Source organism: Nitrospirota bacterium (assembly GCA_016214845.1).
GTDB lineage: Bacteria > Nitrospirota > Thermodesulfovibrionia > UBA6902 > UBA6902 > SURF-23.
In genome coordinates this window covers 1-22,680 of record JACRMS010000004.1, presented here as the reverse complement: position 1 = coordinate 22,680, position 22,680 = coordinate 1, and the positions used below count along the sequence as shown (strand labels likewise).

The window sequence follows — 22,680 nt, the reverse complement described above, 5'->3', positions numbered from 1 at the left end:
GTGATCAGTGTCAGTAAATAGTGTCAGAAAAAAAATCCCCTGACCGGCGCTATTCACTAACACTGATCACTATAAATAATTCAGGAGGTTGAAATGTCAAAAATAATAGCCTCTGCCGCCATCAAGGCTGCACACATGCTCGTAAAAAGAGCAGAGGATATGCTTGAGAAAGCTATTGCAGAGAAAGGCAAGGATTTTGTATTTGAATTCCCGGACACCGCATTTTATCTCCCGATGATATATGCGATGACGGCCTTCCCGGTCAAAACACTGGCCGATATGAAGGTCGCTCTCAGTATGACAAGAGAGATGCTGCATGATGTGCCGGAGGAAAAACTCTGGAAACCCTATTTGGGCGAGGCGCTTGATTCAGGGATGGCAACTCTTTTCGCCGAGGAGATCATACTGGCGTTGAGATATATCAATGGACTTGAACCTGTGACTGATCCTGAAACAGGATACGTTTATAACGGCTTCATTACAGATACCATTCAGAGAAACCTCGGCATAGCCCTCGTTGACGGCAGGATGCCCGGCTTTGCAGCCATCATCGGTGCAGCCCCCGATGAAGAGATAGCTGTTAAAATCGTCAGGGAGTTACAGGAAAAAAATATTCTGATCTTTCTTTCGGGCCAGGCAAAAGATAAAAACGGACAGTTGACCAGCGTAACGCGTCAGCTTCTGAAACAAAATGTCGCGCTGGGCTGGGAGACATACATTGTCCCGCTCGGCCCCGATACTGAACATACTCTGTACGCGCTTGACTGGGCAATAAGGGCGTCGCTAATATTCGGCGGCAAGAAACCCGGCGACTACAAAGAACATCTCAAATACCAGAAAGACAGGGTCTTCGCATTCGCCCTTGTCCTTGGCGAACTTGATGACGTCAAGTGGTCTACCGGAGCGGGCGCAATAAACATGGGCTTCCCTGCTGTGTGCGACACGGATGTTCCCGTAATTCATCCCACAGGCGTATGCACCTATGAACACGTGGACAAAGAATTTGACCACAGCAAGATCGTTCAAAAGGTAATCGAAGTGCGCGGCCTCAAGGTAACTGTTGAAAAACCGCCGATACCGGTATCATTCGGCCCGGCGTTCGAGGGAGAAAGGATCAGGAAAGAAGACATGTTCATCGAGTTCGGCGGACAGCGCTCACCTGCTTTTGAATGGGTGAGGACCAAAGAGCTTAACGAGATCGAAGATAACAAGGTAGTCATTGTAGGCACTGATGTTGAGGAAAGGTACAAAAAAGGCGGCCTGATGCCTATGGCCGTAGTTATAGATGTCGCCGGACGAAAGATGCAGAAAGATTTCGAGGCGATCATCGAGCGGAAACTCCATCACAACATTAATGAAGCGCAGGGGCTCTGGCACATGGGGCAGCGCGATATCGTCTGGATGAGGATCAGCAACCAGGCCTATAAAGACGGCATCACCCTTGAGCATCTTGGAGTAATTCATAACGTAATGACGCACAACAGGTTCAAGTCAATCGTGGACAAAGTACAGGTCACGATCTATGTGGATGAAAAGGACGTGCTTGCTTTACAGGATGAAGCGCGGAAAGTCTACAAGGAAAGAGACCACAGGCTTGCAGGACTGACGGATGAATCAGTGGACACCTTTTATTCATGCCTGCTCTGCCAGTCCTTTGCTCCATCACACGTCTGTGTTATCAGCCCTGAACGTCTCGGACTGTGCGGAGCGTACAACTGGCTTGATACAAAGGCTGCGTTTGAAATTGACCCGACAGGCGGCAACCAGCCGATCATCAAAGGCGAGGCACTGGACGCAACGAGAGGCAGATGGGCCGGCGTTGATACTTATTTAAAAAGTAATTCTGCGGGCGCGGTGGAATCTTTAAACCTCTACACGATCATGGACAACCCGATGACATCCTGCGGCTGCTTTGAGTGTATCGTTGCAATTATTCCTGAGGCAAATGGAATAATGCTTGTGCAGAGAGGACACACGGGCATGACGCCTGCGGGAATGAAGTTCTCCACGCTTGCGGGGACTGTAGGCGGCGGCACGCAGAACCCCGGCTTCATGGGAATCGGCGTGAACTTCATTACAAGCAAAAAATTCCTCTATGCCGACGGCGGCCTCAGGAGGATCGTGTGGATGACAAAGAACCTGAAAGAAAGGCTCGGAGAAGATTTCAATAAACGGGCAGCCGAAGAAGGAGTGCCCGACTTGCTTGATAAAATAGCGGACGAATCCGTTGCTGAAGATTCGGAAAAGTTAATGGAATTCCTCGCAAGCGTCGGACATCCCGCGCTTGAGATGGACCCGATGTTCTAAAGACAGGGATTAGCGGTTAGGGGTCAGGGGTTAGTAAAAACTAATCCCCAATCCCTAATCCCCAACCCCTTTAAATGGAGGTTATATGGATAAGACAATGAAAAGCGCAGATACATTTGCGGAAAAAATAATCGAATGGGGCGAAGAGCAGAAGATAGATACATGCTTTGAACGCGCGGAAAAACTCAAGCCCTGCCCTATCGGCGAATCAGGCGCGTGCTGCAAGGTTTGCCACATGGGGCCGTGCAGGCTTGTAGGTAAAAACGCGGAGGAGGAAGGGCGCGGAGTCTGCGGCGCACAGCTCCCGACGATTGCCGCGAGGAATTTTGTCAGAATGATCGCGGCTGGCACTTCAGCACATTCCGACCACGCGAGAGACATGGCAATGACACTGCTTGCGGCGGCAACCGGTGAGGCAAAAGATTTCAAGATCACTGACGTGAAAAAACTATACAGAGTAGCGGGCATTATCGGTATTGAATTTGAAGGAAGACCCGTTAACGATGTTGCAAAAGACGTGGCCCTTAAATTCATAGAAGACTTCGGCCGTCAGACCGGCGAGATCAATTACGCTGCGAGGGCGCCCAAGAAGACACAGGAGAGATGGAGAAAATGGGGCATCGTTCCCCGTGGCATTGACAGGGAAGTTGTCGAGGCAATGCACAGGACCAATATCGGTGTCGATCACGACCCCGACCACCTTCTGACACATGGTTTAAAAGTTGCCCTTGCTGACGGATGGGGCGGATGTATGATCTCAACGGACATTACCGATATACTCTTCGGGACCCCAAGCCCTGTCAAGGCGGAGGCAAGCTTCGGCATCTTCAAGGAAGACGAGGTCAATATTGTCGTTCACGGTCATGAGCCCTCGTTAGCCGAGATAATCGTTGACGTTACATATGATCCCAAGATGATCGAATATGCGAAGTCCAAAGGCGCAAAAGGCATTAACCTCGGCGGCATGTGCTGTACCGCAAATGAAGTCCTTATGAGGCACGGCATTCCGACAGCCGGAGGTTTTACAAATCAGGAGCTGGGTATTATGACAGGGCTCGTTGATGCAATGACGGTAGACGTTCAGTGCATCATGCCCGCGATTACCGAGCTGTCAAAAAAATTCCATACTAAAATAATCACGACAAGCAGAAAGGCGATGATACCCGGAGCGGTTCATGTTGAATATGAAGAACACCATGCGCGTGAAATAGCGGAGAAGATCGTGAGAATGGCTATCGACAATTATCCGAACAGGACCACAAAGGGAAGTCATATCACAGATAAATTCCCTGTCATCGCGGGCTTCTCGCATGAATACATCGAATACATGCAGGGTGGAAGATGGCGCGGTTCATTCAGGCCGTTAAATGACGCGATCATGGCAGGAAGAATACGCGGAGTTGTCGGCCTTGCGGGATGCGATAATCCGAGGGTGCCGTCTCAGGGACTCCACAGATATATTGCAACCGAGTTGATAAAGAATGACGTCCTGATCGTCTCAACAGGCTGCGGCTCTGCCGCATGCGGCACCGCAGGGTTCCTTACACCGGAAATGGCGCTGGAAAACGCAGGCCCCGGACTCAGAGAAGTTTGCGAGGCAATTGGAATACCGCCGATCCTGCATTTAGGCTCGTGCGTTGACAATTCAAGGATCTTAACGATTGCAACCGCGATGGCGGCAGAAGGCGGACTTTCAGAAGAGATCGGCGGAATGCCCGCTGTAGGTATCGCCCCTGAATGGATGTCTGAAAAGGCCATCGCCATCGGCTGCTACTTTGCGGCGTCAGGAGTGCCCGTAATATTTGGCGGTGAATCTCCTGTAGGCGCGAGCAAGGAAGTCACAAGGATCATGACCGAAGTATGGTTTGAAAGATTTATGGGAGCGCTGCATTTTGAGCCGGACCCGGAGAAGATGCTCGCTATGACCCTGGATTACATTGACAAGGCAAGGGTAAACCTGAAGCTGAGAAAATATGAACCCGGTAAATTCGGGGCCGAGAGAGTCCTCATGGATATGGCGGCAAGAAGAGAGATCGAAAGGGCGGCAGCGCCTCACGCTGGTGTTGGAGGTATCAATGAGTCTGAAAACTGATGAGATCATCGGACACGTTGGCAGCGTCTTAACTGAAGACCAGAAGAAACGCGGGATCTTGATCCACGCCTTTCAGAAGATACAGGAAGAGCACAATTTTCTCCCTGAAGAAGAGCTGAGAAGGCTGTCGAAAAATCTTGATATCCCTATGTCTGATGTTTACAGCACCGCCACTTTCTACAAGCAGTTCTATTTTTCACCGCGCGGTAAGAAGATAGTGCGTGTATGCACCGGCACAGCGTGCCATGTCAGGGGCGCGGACAAAGTGCTCAATAAAATAAAAAATGAGTTCGGCATCGAAGAAGGCGAAACCACTGCCGACCTTGCGATGACGCTTGAGACGGTGGGATGTATCGGATGCTGCGGACTTGCGCCGGTAGCCACAATAAACGAAGACGTTGTCGGCGAGATAGACATGAAGAAGGTTGAAGGAGTTATTGAAGAGATAAAAAAGTAGACAGTAGTTAAGGGAAAAAGGTAGTTAGTAATGTGCAGGTCATTAGAAAGCACCCCTAACTACTTGCTACTAACTACCTAAATAAAATAAGGTGGAACTATGGCAAAACTGAACAACGCAAACGAATTAAAGGAACTGAGGCAGAAGCTTGCGCGGGAAACCTTCAAACCCAATACGCTAAGGACAAGGGTTTGCTGCGGCACCGCTTGCACTGCTACAGGCGCTCACAAGGTCATTGATGAATTCAAGAAGGAAGCTGCCAATTCAGGCATAGACCTTGAGATTGTAAAGACCGGCTGTCAGGGGATCTGCCAGAAAGGCCCCGTGTTAAAAGTGGAGCCGATGGATATTTTTTACCAGAGGACCAAGCCTGAAAACGTTTCCTGGATCATGAGCTATTCCATTCTCGGCAACATGCCTTACAGGCAGGGGCTTTACAGGGACAGTTTCCTCAGCGAGCCGGTGCCGGAAATGACAGAAGTGCCCTTTTACAAGAAACAAAAAAGGATCGCGCTTAGAAATAACGGGAATATTGACCCGTGCAATATTGACCATTATCTCGCGGTCGGCGGTTATGCCGGACTGGAGAAGGCCTTATCAACAATGAGCCCTGACGAGGTCCTTGCTGAAGTGGACAGGGCAAACCTCAGGGGAAGGGGCGGCGCGGGGTTCCCTGCCGGTAAAAAATGGAAGCATTCCAAATCCGCACCGGGCCATATTAAATTTGTTATCGCAAACGGCGATGAAGGCGACCCCGGCGCGTTCATGGACAGGTCGATCATGGAAGGCGATCCGCACAGCCTGCTTGAGGGAATGGCGCTCTGCGCGTACGCAATAGGAGCGCAGTACGGAATTATTTATGTGAGACACGAGTATCCCCTCGCGGTCAAGAATCTCTGGATCGCCATAAAACAGGCGGAAGAGCTGGGGCTGCTTGGCAAAAACATACTCGGCTCCGATTTCAGTTTCACCATGGACATCAGAGAAGGCGCTGGCGCGTTTGTGTGCGGCGAGTCCACTGCGCTTGTCGCGTCTATTGAAGGTGAGAGGGGTTTTCCCAGGCCGAGGCCCCCGAGGCTTTCCGAGCCTGGCGGCGGCGCGTGGGGTTATCCGAGCAATCTTAATAATATTGAAACATACGCCTGCGTCCCCGTTATCATTGAGCAGGGATCAGACTACTTTCTTTCGATTGGAACAAAGACATCTCCCGGCACAAAAGTTTTCGCCCTGACCGGGAAAGTTAAAAATACCGGACTCGTTGAAGTCCCGATGGGCATTACTTTGAAAGAAATTATCTTTGACATCGGAGGCGGTATTCTTGGCGACAAGAAGTTCAAGGCGGTCCAGACAGGCGGCCCCTCAGGAGGCTGTATACCGGCTTCATATCTCGACCTGCCCGTTGATTTTGACTCACTGTCCTCCGTCGGTTCCATGATGGGGTCCGGCGGAATGGTTGTCCTGGACGAAGACACCTGCATGGTCGACGTGGCGAAATTCTTTCTCTCATTCACGCAGTCCGAGTCCTGCGGCAAATGTCCGCCGTGCAGAATAGGAACGTCTCAGATGCTCCAGATACTTCAGAGAATAACATCGGGCAAAGGCGAGCCGGGCGATATACAGAGACTTGTTGATCTGGGCAAGAATATTCAGAAGACCTCTCTCTGCGGCCTCGGACAGAGCGCACCGAACCCCGTTCTCAGCACGATCAAGTATTTCAGGGAAGAATATGAGGAGCACATTTACGATAAGTACTGCCGCGCCGGCGCTTGCAGCGGGCTTGGCGCGTTCGTTATAGACCAGAATGAATGCTTCAGATGCGGCTTGTGTAAACAGGCGTGCGCCTTTGGGGCCGTCATCGAGACGAAAAACAGGTTTCTGATTGACCGCATAGCCTGTACCCAGTGCAAGGCCTGTTATACAGCGTGTCCGATCAAGGCGGTCAAGATAAAGAAGCCCAGACATGTTGCGCTTGAGGAAATATTCAAGGTTTCTACCGACAAAATAGAGGTAATAGACAGGAGGGCAAAAATGACGCTTGGCGACATTATGAAAACAAAGGCATCGTATGAGCTTTTCGCCATGACCCCCAACCACAGGGTCGCGGACGCGATAAAGCTTATGAACGACAGAAATATCAGCGCGGTAATGGTTGTTGACGAAAGCCAGAAATTAAAGGGAATGATCACCGAGAGGGACATAGTCCGCGGCCTGTCAAAGGGCGGGACGTTCTTAAACGAGATAATACAGAACATCATGACCCGCGAGGTGATAACCTTTACTCCGTCCACTGAAGTCAGCGCGGCCATATCGGTTGTCGCAAATAAAAAAGTAAGACATCTGCCGGTTGTTGAGGGAGACAGGATCGTTGGAATGATCACCTACCGTGACCTTGTTTCATATGTCCTGCCCGAAATAATCTATATGGCTGAAGATATGTATTAGAGGTAAAGAATGAACGAACAGAAAGAATTAAAGGTCGAAGACGTCAAGAAAGCAGCGGATGAAAAAAGCTGCGCCGTGGAAAAAGCGCTCTACTATGTAACTGAATTCTTGTCAGGTCCCATGTGCGGCAAATGCTTCCCGTGCTCCCTCGGCTCTTATGAGGCGAAAGTCAGGCTTCAGCATATCGCTGACGGCATCGGCAATGAGGATGATCTGGCCGCTGTCAGGAGGATCGCGGGAAATATGCTCGAAGCGTCCATGTGCAAGAAAGGCAAGGACACCGCGAAATTCATACTGGAATGGATCGATACGGACGTGTTTAAAAAACATCTTGAAGGCGTATGCCCTGATAGAACATGCGTTGCATTTATCGAGTACAGGATAATCCCTGATAAATGCAACATGTGCGGATTGTGCAAAGACGTCTGCATTTATAATGCGGTCCACGGCGAAAAGAAAAAACCTTTTCAAAGCGGATACCGCCCGTTTGAGATAAGACAGCAAAAATGCCAGAAATGCGGCGACTGCATAAAGGTCTGCCCGACAGGCGCGATCATACTCGTTGACGCAAAGGTGAAGGAACCGGTAGGAGTATAAAAAACAGGGATTGGGGATTGGGGATCAGGGTTTGGTTTTTTTTACCGACCCCTAACCCCCAATCCCTAACCCCTAAAAATATATTGGGAGGTCATACATGTCAAAGACAGTATCTTTAAAAATAGATGGAAAGGCCGTCAAGGTCCCTGAAGGGACCAATCTCATTGACGCCGCTGAATCAGCGGGGATTCATATCCCCAACCTCTGCTATCTCAAAGGCATGAGAAGCATCGGCGCGTGCAGGATGTGCCTTGTTGAGATAGAAGGCATGAAGTCGTCCGTTGTCGGCTGTATCACGAGGGTCAAGGAAGGCATGAGCGTAAAGACGACCACGCCCCAGATCGAGGAGATGAGAAAGTTTGTACTCGACCTTGTCCTCTCCATGCATCCCCTTGACTGTATGACCTGCACAAAGGCCGGTGTGTGCACACTCCAGAAATATTCATATGATTATGGGATAAAGGAATCGAATTTCACGAGAAAGAAATTCGGCTATCCGATAGATGCCGCGAACCCGTTTATAAAAAGAGACCCGGATTACTGCGTCCTCTGCGCAAGATGCGTGAGGGTCTGCAAGGAGCAGGGCACGAACGTCCTTGATTTCATGGGAAGAGGCGTAGGCGCAAAAGTCGTCACTGCCATGGACAAACCACTCCAGGAGTCAGGATGCACGTTCTGCGGAAGCTGCGTGGACGCGTGTCCCGTCAACGCGTTGCTTGAAGCGGACAGGTGGAGAAAAGGCAGGGAGTGGGACTATACAAAAACAAAGTCCGTGTGCCTTTCATGCGGCAACGGCTGCGATATAGTTGTCAGCACAAAAGACGGCAGCCTTGCAAAAATAAACTCAGGCGGGGCTGAAGGCTCCGTGGAGAAATATATCTGCGCCACAGGCAGGTACGGTTTTGATGCCTTATCGTCGGATGCAAGGGCCATGACCCCGATGATCAGGGTGAACGGAGAATTGAAAGAGGCTTCATGGAAGGACGCGCTGGCCGCGGTTGCGGAAAAATTAAAGACGGCAGGCGGCAAGACCGGCATCATCAGCACCGCCGGCATACTAAACCAGGACGCCTTCGTGCTTTCACAATTCGCATCGAACGCCGTAAGGACCAAGAACATTGATACAACCGTAAGCCTCTATGCGGACACGGACTCGATGAAATTTTCCGATTCAGCAGACATTGATTCTGCCGACGTGATCGTGCTTGCCGGGTTGGCCCCCTCACAATGGGAAAGGGTCCTGCCCGCGCTTGACGCCGCGATAAGAAGAAGAGTTGCAAGAGGAGCAAAACTCATTGTGATAAATCATGAAGAGACAAGGGCCGCGTCTGTTGCGGCAGTGAATATTAAAGCCGATGAGGCTTCATCGCTTGCGCAGGTCGCAAAGGCGCTCATCGCGAAAGGTAAAAAAACGGACAAGGCGCTTGAAACCGCCGTCTCAGGAGCGGCCGTATCAGAGGATGCGGGTAAAGCTTCGGACTTATTGGCTGAAGCGAAGTCTCCTGTAATATTCTGCGCCCCTTCCCTCTTTAACGCCTCAAGGAATATTTCCCTGTTGATGGATATCAAAGTCATCGCTGTGCCGTATGAGGCCAATGCCAGAGGCGTGGTTGCTTTGGGACTCACTACCGAGGGCAAGACTTACAAAGAGATGACCAGCGGCGGAGTAGACGTTCTTTACGCTGTCGGCGAAGTGCCGGTTGCCAAGAGACCCAATGTTAATTTCCTGGTAGTCCAGTCATCATATATGACAGAGCTTGCGAAACAGGCTGATGTTGTCCTGCCTGCCGCTGCATATCTTGAATCGGAAGGCACGATGATCAATTATCTCGGCAAGGTAAAAGACGCCGTCAAAGTGATCGAGCCTGTTGGCGAGTCCAGACAGCACAAGAACATTCTTATTGAACTTTCAAAAGTCATGGGAGCTCCGATAAAAGAATCAGCAGCAAAAATGAAGAGCGCGTTTCAGGTTAAGGACAAACCGAAGTTCAACCCCTTCGAGAAGAAACAGGGCCTCGACGTGGACCCTGCCGAGTTGAACGATTCTATAAACAAGTCAGTGATCTACTCATCAAGACTTGTATGGCTGAAAGAAGTAGCAGAAAAAGTAACGGTATAAATTTGACGTAGGGGCGGGTTTTAAACCCGCCCTTACAATTGTATTAAATGTATTAACCCCCCGCGGCTGCCCTCTTTATTTCTTCATGATGTATAATACCTAATGTCCCACATCCTGATAGACGGCTACAACCTAATCGGCACCGCCCACTGGAACCTTGAAAAGGCACGCAACGACCTCGTGCAGAAACTCTACGATTACGCGCAAATAAAAGGCCACAGTCTCACCGTCGTCTTTGACGGGTGGAAGGACGGCAAGCTGACTGAAACGAGAACGAAGATCGGCAAGGTGACCATCATCTATTCAAAGCTCGGTGAAAAAGCGGACCAGGTTATCAGGTTATTAATATCCGCTGCCGCAACACCGTGGATTGTCGTAAGCTCGGACAGGGAGATCTACGACTTTGCGGAGAAAAAGGATTTCGTGGCCCTCACCTCGGACGAATTTGAAAAAAAGCTTCAGGCGGCCCTTGACGCAAGTAAACGTGAAGAAGAAGAGACCCCTGACGCTGACGATGAAGCTGCCATGGTCCCCGCCCGGCAAAAAGGCAACCCGAAGAAACAGTCGAAAACTGAAAAGAAAAAGTCCGAGGCGCTCAAGAAGCTGTAACTGTGGCAAAAGCTCTTACCGAGCCCTTGCCACGAAATCCTTAGCCTCCAATTTTTGGACTTTAGCTTTAAGTTCATCCATATCTTTCTCCTGACTCTCAATAATCTTCTGCTGTTCCTTTATTGCTTCAATAAGAACAGGAATCAATTCTGTATAGGCTACGCCTTTAGAGCCGTCAGATCCTTCTTTTACTGTCTCAGGAAAAACTTTTTCAACCTCCTGAGCTATCACGCCGTAATGCCTTCCCTTGTCAAATCCTTTGTCTTTGTATTCGGATGTCTTCCAGTTATAAGACACTCCTTTTACCATCAGAATTTTTCCAAGTGGATTATCTATTTCGCCTATATCTTTTTTAAATCTTCCGTCAGAAGTAGGATAATAAGTTCCTGTTGTATGGATATCACCTGCTACATCCAACTTATAAGCTGGACTTGTCGTCCCGATGCCGACATTGCCGTCGTGGTCTATTCTTAATCTTTCAATATTAGTTTCTGTATCATTTGCCGTTGTGAAAAAAGATATTCTTGTCCCGAAGTGTGGCCCTCCGGTGTCTCTTGCCCAATCTTGTGAAGCTGCGAATTGTATCTTGCCTCCAATATTGGCGGTAGGCGCCCCTGCATCCACATACCAGCCGCCGCCTTCAATTGAATAAAAAATATCATTAGCTTGAACGGCAGTCCTTGATGTGTTACTTCCTCTTGACCTCGATCCATAAAATCTCGGATAATTGACATTGGAATAAACTTCTTGATTAAAGGTGTTCGGTCCCTGAGAACTCAAAGAAGCTATTGCATTACCATCCGCATAAAACCTAATGCCGAAATTATTGGCGGTGGTGCCAGAGAGTTTATAGAATCCCGCTGATGGGTTAAAAATCAAATCAGTCCCTGAATTGTTTGTTAATTTCGTTGTGCCAACAACTTCTAAATTATTGGCCGGGCTTAACGTGCCAACTCCAAGATTCCCCTCCACAATCAAATCTCCGTCTCCCGCAAAGAGATTTGCTGCAATGAGTAAAACGCCTACCATTAAAATTATTATTTTCTTCTTCATATCTCCCTCCTTATTTGTCATTCCCGCGAAAGCGGGAATCCAGTTTTCTGATATTTATTTTTTAATTACAAAGTTTTTAAGTTTGACAATCCCTTTACTGTTTGTCACTTGCCCTTTTAACTCGGTATTCCCAGTCTTGTTTGTATAACCGCAATCATATCCGCCCTCGAATGTAACCGCTTTGCCTGGAGTAGCCGGGTCATTGATAATAAGGTTTTCTATAAATAGCACCACTTGGCTCTGAATGATATCTCCGTCAACTGCCGCGTCGTAGGCGGACTGAAGTGTGGTGTAATAGCTGATAACAGTTGCGGCTCTCATTATTCTTGCGGGCTGTAAACAAGATGGGGTTACCGTTATATAATTTGACCGTATCAGCGTATTCGTGCTCCCGTCCGAATCCGTGACGGTAAGCTTTACCGTGTAAGTGCCTGTAGTTGAATACATGTATTGAGGATTCTGATCGGTTGAATCAATAGTGTCGTTATTATCGAAATCCCACAAGTAGGTGAACGGTTGATCATAGCCTGTGGATTGATCGGTAAAATTCACTATCAAAGGAGCGATTCCACTTGTCGGTGATGCTGTAAAATTTGCTGTCGGTAACGCATCGTTGACAGTTACAAGTTCTGTTTTTACGGTGGCTGAACCGTCACCATCTGTTACTGAAAGAGTGACGGTGTATGCACCATTCCGTGCGTAAACATGAGGTACCGAGACTTCAGAGTTACCCGGACTTCCGTCTCCGAAATTCCAAGAGCGGGATACTGTTCCATCATATGCAGTGGATGCATCTGTAAGACTTACAGTAAGAGGCTCTATGCCTGACCCCGGCAACACTGTAATTGATGCTGCTGGAGAAGTATCTGAAATGTTAACGTTTGTCTGTGCCTCATTTGTTGTGCCGTTATTGTCAGTGACTCTCAGTTTAACAGTAAATGCACCTTGTTGTGTATAGGTGTGGCTTTGAGCCGGGGATGAAGAATAATAATCATACGTTCCGTCATTATTTATGTCCCATTCATAAAGCACTATGCTTCCGCCAATATCGATAGAGCCTGAGCCGTTAAAAGTTATTACCTGACCTTCAACTCCAGAATATGGACCTCCGGGATTTGCAGCGGGCGAGTTGTTGACAAAGTTTGTGAAATACGCCAATTCTCCATTGCTGCTAAAATAACCATCTCTAACGGACCTTGAATAACTTATATGCACGCTGTTGTTTGAATCTACAGCTATGGAGGTATACGCTCCTGAGGAATCTATAGTGGAAACTACCCACGAACCTGAAGTGCGTACAGCATATTTAAGGCGGCCAGCACCCGAATAACTGATATGTATATTGTTGTTTGAGTCTATGGCGATAGAACTGTGCCTGCCTACATCTTCCATACAAGCACCATCACCATCAGCTATCATAGCAACCCATGAGCCTGACGCATTTGTAGCATATTTGAGAACGCACTTATTCCAGTCATAATAACTGATATGCGCCTTATTGTTTGAATCAACCGCTATCGAGCTATAGTCTCCAACATAATCAATAGAATCAACCATTGAAATAACCCATGAGCCTGAAGCGTTAGTGGCGTATTTGAGGTAGGCATTTGTAGAATCAAAGTAACTGATATGCAACCGGTTGTTTGAATCTATGCCTATGGAAGAATATGCTCCCACATACCCTGCTGAATCTATTGTTGATATAACCCATGAACCTGAGGCATTGGTGGCGTACTTAAGGTCATAGTTGGTGGCGTCTAAATAACTGATATGAACCTTATTGTTAGAATCAATGGTTATAGAAGAATATGCCCCCACGTCTCCCTCTGAATCTATTACAGATATAACCCATGTGCCCGAGGCATTGGTGGCATACTTGAGGTTATAGTTAAAGGGCCCGTCATAGTAACTAATATGAATCTTGTTGTTTGAATCTGTGGCTATGGAGGGAGTTTGTCCCACATATCCCGTTGCATCTATTGTAGATGTAACCCATGCCCCAGATGCATTGGTAGCGTATTTGAGATCACTATTAGTGTAATCATAATAACTGATATGCGCCTTCTTGTTTAAATCTATTGCGATAGAGGAATAATAACCTACACTTGCCCCTATCGAATCCACCGCTGATAACACCCAAAAGCCGGAGGTGTTAGTTGCGTATTTGATATTCCCGTTTGTGGAATCATAGTAACCGATATGCGCCTTCTTGTTTGAATCTATGGTAATAGAGCTATATGTACCAACATCCCCTGCTGAATTTATCGTGTAAACAACCCATGAGCCTGATTCATTTGTCGCATATTTAAGATCACTATTCGTGTAATCATAATAGCTGATATGAACTTCGTTATCGGAATCTGTAGCAATGGAGGAATACTGTCCCACATACCCTGTTGAATCTATTACAGATATAGTCCATGTCCCAGATAAGTTTGTGGCATATTTAAGATCGCCATTGTCCCAGTCATAGTAGCCGATATGCGCCTTATTGTTGGAATCCACTGCTATGGAAGAGTATTGTCCTACACTCCCTGCCGTATCAATTGTTGAAACAACCCATGAGCCTGAAGCATTCGTCGCATACTTGAGATCATAGTCAACATGAAGATTAACAACAAATTGTTCAGAATAACTAATATGCACCCTGTTGTTTGAATCTACAGCTATGGAGCTGTATGATCCAACATCACCTGTTGGATTTATCTTATAAGCAACCCATGAGCCTGATTCATTCGTCGCATATTTAAGGTCGCTGTTGGAATAGTCATAGTAACTGATATGCACCCTGTTATTTGAATCTACAGCGATGGAAGTATATTGTCCCACACCTGGTGTTGAGTCTATTGTGGAAATATTCCATGAGCCTGAGGCATTTGTGGCATATTTGAGGCGATACCCGTCATGATAACTGATATGCACACTGTTATTTGAATCTATAGCGATGGAGGCATATTGGCCAACTCCCGGTGAACTGTCAACCGTCTGATACCTCCATGTTGTTCCATCATAATAAGCATGATAGAGATGGTCTCCGCCATATGCGATATGAGGTCTGTTCATATTGTCTATCGCAATGGCGCGGGTAGAAACAGGATAACTGGACGAATAATTCCTCGGGCAATCCACACACTGTATGCTCTCCGCCGGATGTGTCCCTTGCCGATACTCTTCCAGATTGCTAAACCCGTCATTGTCGTAATCATACCCTGCATCGGTAGGATCGTTGAGGTTTAGACCGTTGATAGCTTCCCATCTGTCAGGCATTTCGTCTCCGTCGCTGTCCCGCATTACTTCCAGTCTATTACCAACCTCATCATAGAAGTAATTAACCTTGGCCCCATCCTCTAACTCTATCCGCGTCAGCCGGTTCAGATCGTCGTAGACGTAATTAATTGTTTCGGCAAAAGAGATGGCACCCGATAATAAGGTGAAAGCGATGCTGACAGAAATCATTAATGTCTTGCGCGTAAGCTTTAGAAGCATTTCTCTACCCCCCCAAAAAAATTTTTAGACCCTCAAATCTTTTGCCATGTGTAATAAGTGATCCTGTCGATCTTACCGTCATTACTCCAGTCAACCTCCTCTTTAACCCGGTTTCCGTCAGCGTCATAGGCATAATTTTCGAGTTGGTCGGTCTTCCCATCATCGTATTCGTCAACTTCCCATTTAATCATGTTCCCATTGGCATCATAAGTATAATTGTGAACATATTCCATCTTCCCGTCATTGTCCCAGTCAATCTTATACTTCGTATTATTTCCGGCAGAGTCATAGATCAAATATCCAATGCCGCCTATCTCTCCACTGCCGTTTCCAAATTCCCGCTTCGCCTCTTTCCCTTCAGAGTTATAAGTGTGATAGCAAATCCCGTCAATCGACCCGTCATTGTTATAATCATGCTTATCATTTATCAACTTGCCGTCAGCGTCGTAGGTGTAGTGTCCAATATCTTCAAGCTTCCCGTCACCATTATAGTCAAGCTCGATCTTGATCATTTCCCCGTCAGCATTGTAGACGTAAGAAAAAACCGAGTCCATGTGTCCGTCATTATATTGGTCGCCTTCCCATTTAATCACGTTCCCGTCCGCATCGTTTGTGTAATATGTCACCCAGTCCACGCTTCCATTATTATCCCAGTCTTCCTCATATTTCGTTTTGTTTCCGTTGGCGTCATAAGTGTAGTGTCCAATGTCATATGAGTACAGCTCGCCATCAACATAGGTATATTCTTCGACCTTAGATATTACAAACTTATTCCCGCTGACACTATTAAGATCGTTCCCAGCGTTGCTGCCCCCGCCACCGCTGCTGCTTCCTCCTCCGCACGCCATGATCACCGCCACTAAACTTAAAGACAACAATACCAATAAAAACTTTTTAAATATTCCAATTCTTTTCATTCTACGCCACTTCAATAATAGATTAGGATTTGCCGTCTAAACAGCCAATTGGTTATTGAAAATCAACCCAGCCTTTTTCCCGGCCTGAGTTTTCTATTCCTCTTAATCAAGTCCTTTTCCCATAGCCGTCCCCAAAAACCAACAAACTTGATCTCTGTAGATTCTGGTAATAAAGCTACTACATCATGCAAGAGATTATTCATCAACACAAATTTTTTTCCATTGACAACACAATTAAAATTTCTGCCTATAACAATTTTAATATCACTCATCTTAACGGTTACAATTCCCTTGTTAAACATCACATAAAATCTTATGATTTGTTGATCATTGTCAATAACAACTCTATAACATGAATTTCTAAGAAAATACCGACTTAAAACAAAACAACCAACATAATATGGTAGCACTACTTCCAAAGCCCATATTACCTTCTCAATTTTACTTTCCACACAAATAAATATGAATCCTGTAAATATATAGAAAAAGAGCAACGAAAACCAGGGATGATTCCATATAAGTTCAGCAAACCTCGACTTAAAACCAAAAGTGTATACATTAATATTTTTTTGTCTCTGGTTATTAATCATTTCCAACTATTATGAATCGCTGCTCCAGTACCTATAAGAGTATCACCCATAATACCCATTGTTCCACCAGCAAGTGATGTTGCAAATTCAGATGCACCAAGAGCTGCAGCACCCCAGACAACGGGTGATGCGATTGTTGCAGACAATCCTCCTGCAAGCGCACCGACCCCTGTTGCACTTAAGCTGAATTCTTTATTATCAATTTGCCGTGAAGCAATACTCCCGACACCACCGCCTATAAAACCTCCAACAATTGAACCTGCAGCCTCGCCAATTGCACCTCCACCAAAAGTTCCCACGCCAGAGAGTCCCACAATTGCACCAGCAAGGCCGCCAACTAATCCCCCTCCTAATGCTGCTATTGTACTACCATCGCCACTAATAGTTCCGGCAGTATATCCGCCAATTGCTCCGGTTACACCCCCTACTACTGCACACCATGGACAGAATTGCCCATTCGGATCATTATAATTTACTGGCTGGTTTCCGACGTACGCATACAAATTGATATCTCCGCCCTCAAAGCCGATTGGGTCTTCGCTTATGAACCTTCCCACATTCGGATCATAATACCTCGCCCGCATGTAATAGAACCCATTCGGCTCGGTCATGACGCCGAATTGACCTACGAACTTGAACGGCTGCGGAATGTTCTCTGCGTAACTCGTGACCGTTCCGAATGCATCATACGCATATTTGTTCACGAGCGACTGGGATAAATCCGTCATTGCTATCGTGCTGCCTACTGCATTGAAGTGATAGCAGTATGTCTGATTCCCCGGCGTAACCATCGCCAACAAGCCTAAACCGTGAATGTAATAGCGTGTAATGTTATTCGATCCGTCTGCTTCGGCGAGCAGGTTCCCTCCTGCATCGTAGATGTAGCGCGTGGTCACCCCGTTTCTTTCTGCCTGAAGGCGATTGCCGACAAGGTCATAAGAGAACTGAATATTGCTACCGATACCGGTGAGTCGATGCTCGTAATCAAATGAATATGTGGAACTGTATCCGGTTTGTAATTGCCCTTCATCATCATATCCAAAACTGAAAGCGCCTGCTGTCAACAGACGATTCTTCTTCGCGTTATAAGCATACGAAGCGTCTGTGGCTGGTGAGAGTGTCAGTGGTTCATCCTGAACAATCTGCGTCCTGTTGCCATTGCCGTCAAGGGTGAAGCTGTAGCTTGCCAGTGTTGCTGCATCTGACTTTTTATTTACAAGAGTCGTCAAACGATTAGCATTATCATAATCATAATCCATTATCGTTCCATTGAAGTTCACGGCATAATCCAGACGCCCTGCCGCATCATAATAGTAGTTTGCCGTCTGTTTTGGAGTTACCCAGTCCAACATTACGCTATTCAACCTGTTCAATGCATCATAAGTATAAACGACCTTTTTATTCCCCGGATACGTAAGCTCCGTGAGATTGCCGTTTGCATCATATGCATAAGACACTGCAGAATTATACGGATTGGTCATAGAAATGAGACGGTGCGCCGCATCATAGATGTAACTAATATTGCCAACACTGTCCTGCACTCCTGAAAGATCATCATGCTGGTTGTAAGTAAGTCGAACGGTAGAAAAGTCGGGATAAGTTATCGATTCCAATTTATCTGTTAGTGAATAAGAATAATAAATTGTATGATTGTTGCGGTCGGTTCTGCTAAATGGATTTCCTGTGCTCCAATAAGTGAAAGATGTAGTTTTACCCATAGGGTCGGTTTTGCTTTCAAGCAACCCTCTTTTGTCATAATCAAAACTGGTTATTGAGCCTACCTGGTCGGTCAGGTACCCTATCTTCCCGATCTCGTAGTAATATGTATAATTCACAAACCTATGACTGCCGACTCTTATCGTATTGGGGTTGCCATAGTCATCGTATGTCAAAGTTGTGACTGCACCGCGTCCGTCAGAAGTGGTTTCAGTCTGGCCGTTTGCATAATAAGAAGCCGAGGTCTGAAAAATGCCGCTGTCTACAGGTGAAAGAGTCGCATCATATCTTACGCCGAATTTAGCTAAAACAGGATGATGCTCTGCATCGTATTCGATATGCGCACCGTTAAACAACGGGGCAACTGTATCTCTAAGCCTGAACAGGGAATCGTATGAATATTTAGTCTCTTCATTGAGGGCATTGGTGATCTTTTTTAAGTTGTGGCTGCTGTCATCATAGAGAAATTGTGTGACTTTCGATTTAGGATCCGTATACCTGATCACGTGATTTTGTCCGTCGTATTCAGTTGTGCTTTTATGCCCCAGCTCGTTTTCCCTGGCAATCTGTCTTCCTTTATCATCGAAATAGTAGCCAATGGTGTTTCCATCAGGATTTTCTTCCATGTTTTTAAAGCGTGAGAAATAGAAATTGTAGTTGACCCTCGTATTGTTGCTTCCCTGCCGTGGTACAGACTGCGTCTTTACCCTGCCGAGACTGTCATATGTATTTATTGCCGTATTTACTATCATTGGGTTGGTCAATTTGGTCATCCTGTGAGGGTTGTTTGAATCTTCATATCCATAGCCCCATCCATTCCCTTCGGGATCAGAATAAGCCGTTAAATTGTCCGCTCCATAGGAATAATTTACCGTTCTCCCGGCTGAATCCGAGACCGAAGTGATCTTGTCCCCTGAATATTGCAAAGTTAGCATTCGTCCAAAGGCATCCCGCGCAGTCTTTAATCCGCTACTGTCATATGTGAAGGTCATGGCGTTTCCGTCAACATCGGTTAACTGGCTGATACGGTTATTTGAATCGAGATATATTTTGGTGCCGAAGCGTTCTTCGATACGGTATAGGCCGTTTTCTTTTACAAGTTGCGTTGTCTCACCCGGAGGTGGGTTGTAAGAAATGCCGTCCGGCAGCTTGATATAATTAAGGACCTTGTTTTGAAGATGTACCGAAACGGAATTTTCGAAGAGCTGATCCATCGCCCATTTGTTGGTCAATACTGCCGTCATCCATTCTTTTATTCCCGGCTGCTCCTGGCTCATACTCATAAGATCAAGCGTAACGATTGAAGACACTAATAAAGCAGCAGCGTCTATCGGCTGGCGCATGGCAAGACCTGATTTAACATCGCTGTGAACGTTCAAATATATGTCGTAGCTATGGCTCCATCCATAGCCGAGGGAGCTTTCCTGGGTGTTATTATCACTATTGTAATAACGCCTGAAATGCAGCCCCATCGGCTCCGCGGCCCCAAGCGAGAGGTCTTCATGCTCAAACGTATACGCTCCCGTCGCCATATCCACAGGCTCCATGCTTACAGGATTTGAAATTTCGGCAGGAGGTAGAAGATCAGGGAAATACTCATTGTAAACCGGATCAACTTCCAAGTCTCCTTCGTACCCTGCATATCCTCCATAATAATCCCCCCCGATAATCATACCTATTTCCGAACTAGTAAACTTCACGTATCCCTTGCCCTGCCACTGTCCAAGAGGAATCAGGCCGTTTGCCGGAAGAATATAAACGGCCCCGTCCCCTCCCTCGGCAATCGGCTTGACTCTAACTGCAATATCATTCAGGTCTTCTTCATTATATCCTGATAATTGGGGTCTTATAGCCGGGAAATCACTTCCGTTAGCAAAAAATATTTTACTTCCGTTTGTGTTGGCTATGGTGATAAGTTTAATTGTGGAAGCTGCCGGTCTGTCAATGCCCTGCAACTGCTCAAGCACCCCATGCTCCATAGCGCTGTTAAGAAAACCGCCGGACTTAAAGCACTTATATTCGTCATCTGCTGTATTGTTCCGGGAAGTGTAGGAATACATTTGCGTCTTGACATCCACATAGTAGCCTTTTTCCTGCGCCATGATACCGAAACGATGATGTCTGACATGGATCACGTTCGCCAACTGACTCAGCAAATTATCTGACATCGTAGTCTGGTGCATCCATGTCTGCCCAACGATGTTAAGGGCTTCCGTTCTAACCTCCCTTGACATGTCCTGTAGTCCGTCAATTGCCCGGTAATCATTAAGGATTTTTTGGCGCTTCTTTAGCAGCAAGCCATCTTTGCTTCCACCGAAATCAGAAATAATTGCGTAGGAAGCGCCCCGCTTCAGGATATACGTTGAGGGCTGGTCGGCATAACATCCAGGAGGTCCACCCGGGACACATGGAGCGGCATAAGGATGATCAATGTTTAAGGTCAGAGCTGGCCTGAGTGTATTATTATCAACCCACGAAACCGGCTGGCTCTCTTCGTCAATTAAAACATCATCAAGCCAAAGCTGAGCAGCAGGGACGGGGATCGTTTCTCCCGACAACGGCAGTTGAATGGAATACGAAAGCCCATCGTATGTAAAAGCGACATCGATTGACGCGCTGTGTGAGCCAACAGCATTAGCCATATAAGTTACGTCTATATTGCGGGTTTGACCTGAGGGAAGGGTCCCTGTATTCCAGCTTATCTGAAACTGTCCCGGATTTGCGCCGGTCAAGGTTATGCTGTTGATCGTCAGATCAAGAGCCCCGTTGTTTACCAATTGTGCTGCCGCATTAGTGCTCTGGTTGTAATAACGTATCCCAAAATTAATACTGGAGCCGGAAACATCGGGTCTGAGTCTGGTTTGCCCTTGCAGAGGCAGATCATATTGATAGTTTATGCCTTCGTATGTGTATGTAACATGAATTTGCGCACTGTGTGCGCCCTGTGCAGAAGCTAAGTATTGCAAAGGGATATCCACGTAACCACCGCCGGGAACCGTGTTGCTCTCTAACCCGAACTGAAATAAGCTTGGATCATTACCGGTCAGTGACATATCTGTAATTGTAAGGTTCTGTGAACCATTGTTTATTATCCGCGCAAAGCTTGTAACAGGCTCATTCAGAAATGTTTGCATGCTTGCGCCGTATGAGCCGATCAGGTTGGGGTATTCAATTATCATTCCTGTAAAGGCATAGTCCTCTTGAATGACAGTATGAATACATTCAGTACAATGTTCAATATGGAGTTGCGCTGTCTTTGTCCCCCTTGATTGTCCGGCCCCGGAGAATGTTACAACTATCTCTACACTTTGCCCGATATTCAGTAAGTGTGAACCACAATTTGTACATGAGTATGCAGACCCCATACTCAGACTTGAGTCCACTCGCATAAGAGCAAGACTTCCCGACGGATTAGAAAGCGTCCTTTTCCACTCCGTGCAACTATTAGACTCATTAGTTATTGCGCCCATATTTATCAGTGAACTTAAATCATCAATTGGTACACAATTAGCAGAAGTTACAAATACAGGAGGATTTTCTTGTGCAGGTAAAACAGTACTTGGGGGGATCGTGAATTTGTTAGTGTATAAAGGTGGCTGAGTAATAGAATTAGAAACATTCAAATTACCGGGATCAATTTTATACGTTATCGCCAATTTCTTCCCGGCAATTTCCGGGATTGAAAACATCCGGTCTATCCCCCCATGCTGAACATGAATTTTATGGACAAACGCATCGGGAACCTCATCCCAATAGTTATAACCCTGCCGGATACTGTTCAGTTATTTCAGTAACAATCTTTCTGTCTCCGAGTATCTCAGACATTTCAGAATTCGGATAATTTGTGCGGAGAAATGATGTCAGGTTTGTTGAGTATTCCACAAGCTTGCTGCGGAGAGCGCTGTCATTAAGGTTGCGAATGTAATCCGTACCTGTTTCGCCTCCCGCTGCGGTCAGCAGAGCTAAAGCATGGCGCTTTTCACATCAATGCCGGTTGTATCACCATACTTCTTAAATGCCGGGTCAAACATGTATTCCGTTCCGTTAATCGTTGCCTTTACCCACACACGATCCATATTTGTGTCCCAATAATAAACAGTTGAAGGGATACCGCCGCTGCTTAATGCTTGGGAAATTACACTTGAATTAGCGCTCACGGAAAGCCAGTGCTGCAAGTCGTAGTTGCCGGATGCATAATAATTCGGGATGGTCATTGTACCGTATACATACTGAATCGCACCGATGCCCGCATTATAAGTCTTACTCTCTGTCAACAACGCAATCATCAACGACGC

General features: G+C 46.7%; 13 protein-coding genes. 7 read left to right on the top strand and 6 right to left on the bottom strand.

The features are described from left to right. Positions 1-93 precede the first annotated feature (93 nt). The 7 genes from cdhC (at position 94) to HZB61_00965 (ending at position 10,623) form a co-directional block, all read left to right on the top strand. The gene (cdhC, locus tag HZB61_00995) at positions 94-2,307 is read left to right on the top strand and encodes a CO dehydrogenase/CO-methylating acetyl-CoA synthase complex subunit beta (GenBank protein MBI5055179.1); all 2,214 of its coding nucleotides are present in this window, start codon (positions 94-96) and stop codon (positions 2,305-2,307) included. An 85-nt stretch (positions 2,308-2,392) separates the two neighbouring features. Continuing rightward, positions 2,393-4,399 (top strand): anaerobic carbon-monoxide dehydrogenase catalytic subunit, encoded by a 2,007-nt coding sequence (cooS, locus tag HZB61_00990; GenBank protein MBI5055178.1) that lies wholly within the window; start codon positions 2,393-2,395, stop codon positions 4,397-4,399. Continuing rightward, positions 4,383-4,856, top strand: coding sequence for an NADH-quinone oxidoreductase subunit NuoE (nuoE, locus tag HZB61_00985; protein ID MBI5055177.1), 474 nt, complete (start codon positions 4,383-4,385; stop codon positions 4,854-4,856). The genes cooS and nuoE overlap by 17 nt, the downstream gene beginning before the upstream one ends. Positions 4,857-4,955: 99 nt before the next feature. Then, entirely contained in the window at positions 4,956-7,298 is a 2,343-nt protein-coding gene (locus HZB61_00980) for a CBS domain-containing protein (protein ID MBI5055176.1), read from the top strand. 9 nt (positions 7,299-7,307) lie between these two features. Continuing rightward, the gene (locus HZB61_00975) at positions 7,308-7,895 is read left to right on the top strand and encodes a 4Fe-4S binding protein (GenBank protein MBI5055175.1); all 588 of its coding nucleotides are present in this window, start codon (positions 7,308-7,310) and stop codon (positions 7,893-7,895) included. Positions 7,896-7,992: 97 nt separating this feature from the next. Beyond that, a complete protein-coding gene (locus tag HZB61_00970) occupies positions 7,993-10,014 on the top strand; it encodes a molybdopterin-dependent oxidoreductase (protein ID MBI5055174.1) in 2,022 nt (673 codons plus the stop codon). 102 nt (positions 10,015-10,116) lie between these two features. Next, positions 10,117-10,623: an NYN domain-containing protein gene (locus tag HZB61_00965; protein ID MBI5055173.1), complete on the top strand. Its 507-nt coding sequence runs from the start codon at positions 10,117-10,119 to the stop codon at positions 10,621-10,623. Positions 10,624-10,638: 15 nt separating this feature from the next. Here HZB61_00965 and HZB61_00960 read toward each other — a convergent pair whose 3' ends face one another. From HZB61_00960 to HZB61_00935, 6 genes are all read right to left on the bottom strand, one after another. Further along, the gene (locus tag HZB61_00960) at positions 10,639-11,676 is read right to left on the bottom strand and encodes a tail fiber domain-containing protein (protein ID MBI5055172.1); all 1,038 of its coding nucleotides are present in this window, start codon (positions 11,674-11,676) and stop codon (positions 10,639-10,641) included. A gap of 54 nt (positions 11,677-11,730) precedes the next feature. After that, positions 11,731-15,162 carry a PKD domain-containing protein gene (locus HZB61_00955; GenBank protein MBI5055171.1) on the bottom strand — a complete coding sequence of 1,144 codons (3,432 nt, stop codon included), beginning with the start codon at positions 15,160-15,162 and terminating at the stop codon, positions 11,731-11,733. Positions 15,163-15,194: 32 nt separating this feature from the next. After that, a complete protein-coding gene (locus HZB61_00950) occupies positions 15,195-16,079 on the bottom strand; it encodes a hypothetical protein (GenBank protein MBI5055170.1) in 885 nt (294 codons plus the stop codon). Between the two features lie 62 nt (positions 16,080-16,141). Then, positions 16,142-16,675: a hypothetical protein gene (locus HZB61_00945; protein ID MBI5055169.1), complete on the bottom strand. Its 534-nt coding sequence runs from the start codon at positions 16,673-16,675 to the stop codon at positions 16,142-16,144. Continuing rightward, complete coding sequence (locus HZB61_00940) at positions 16,666-21,774, bottom strand: choice-of-anchor D domain-containing protein (protein ID MBI5055168.1); 5,109 nt, start codon at positions 21,772-21,774, stop codon at positions 16,666-16,668. Before HZB61_00940 ends, HZB61_00945 begins: the two co-directional genes overlap by 10 nt. 573 nt (positions 21,775-22,347) lie before the next feature. After that, on the bottom strand, positions 22,348-22,659 hold the full coding sequence (locus tag HZB61_00935; protein MBI5055167.1) for a hypothetical protein: 312 nt from the start codon (positions 22,657-22,659) through the stop codon (positions 22,348-22,350). Positions 22,660-22,680 lie beyond the last annotated feature (21 nt).

Bases quoted from the DNA above. Each gene is read 5' to 3' on its own strand.
- HZB61_00950 (MBI5055170.1), bottom strand. From the start codon at position 16,079: ATGAAAAGAATTGGAATATTTAAAAAGTTTTTATTGGTATTGTTGTCT.
- HZB61_00975 (MBI5055175.1), top strand. From the start codon at position 7,308: ATGAACGAACAGAAAGAATTAAAGGTCGAAGACGTCAAGAAAGCAGCG.
- cdhC (MBI5055179.1), top strand. From the start codon at position 94: ATGTCAAAAATAATAGCCTCTGCCGCCATCAAGGCTGCACACATGCTC.
- HZB61_00965 (MBI5055173.1), top strand. From the start codon at position 10,117: ATGTCCCACATCCTGATAGACGGCTACAACCTAATCGGCACCGCCCAC.
- HZB61_00960 (MBI5055172.1), bottom strand. From the start codon at position 11,676: ATGAAGAAGAAAATAATAATTTTAATGGTAGGCGTTTTACTCATTGCA.
- HZB61_00955 (MBI5055171.1), bottom strand. From the start codon at position 15,162: ATGCTTCTAAAGCTTACGCGCAAGACATTAATGATTTCTGTCAGCATC.
- HZB61_00940 (MBI5055168.1), bottom strand. From the start codon at position 21,774: ATGCGAGTGGACTCAAGTCTGAGTATGGGGTCTGCATACTCATGTACA.
- cooS (MBI5055178.1), top strand. From the start codon at position 2,393: ATGGATAAGACAATGAAAAGCGCAGATACATTTGCGGAAAAAATAATC.
- nuoE (MBI5055177.1), top strand. From the start codon at position 4,383: ATGAGTCTGAAAACTGATGAGATCATCGGACACGTTGGCAGCGTCTTA.
- HZB61_00980 (MBI5055176.1), top strand. From the start codon at position 4,956: ATGGCAAAACTGAACAACGCAAACGAATTAAAGGAACTGAGGCAGAAG.
- HZB61_00970 (MBI5055174.1), top strand. From the start codon at position 7,993: ATGTCAAAGACAGTATCTTTAAAAATAGATGGAAAGGCCGTCAAGGTC.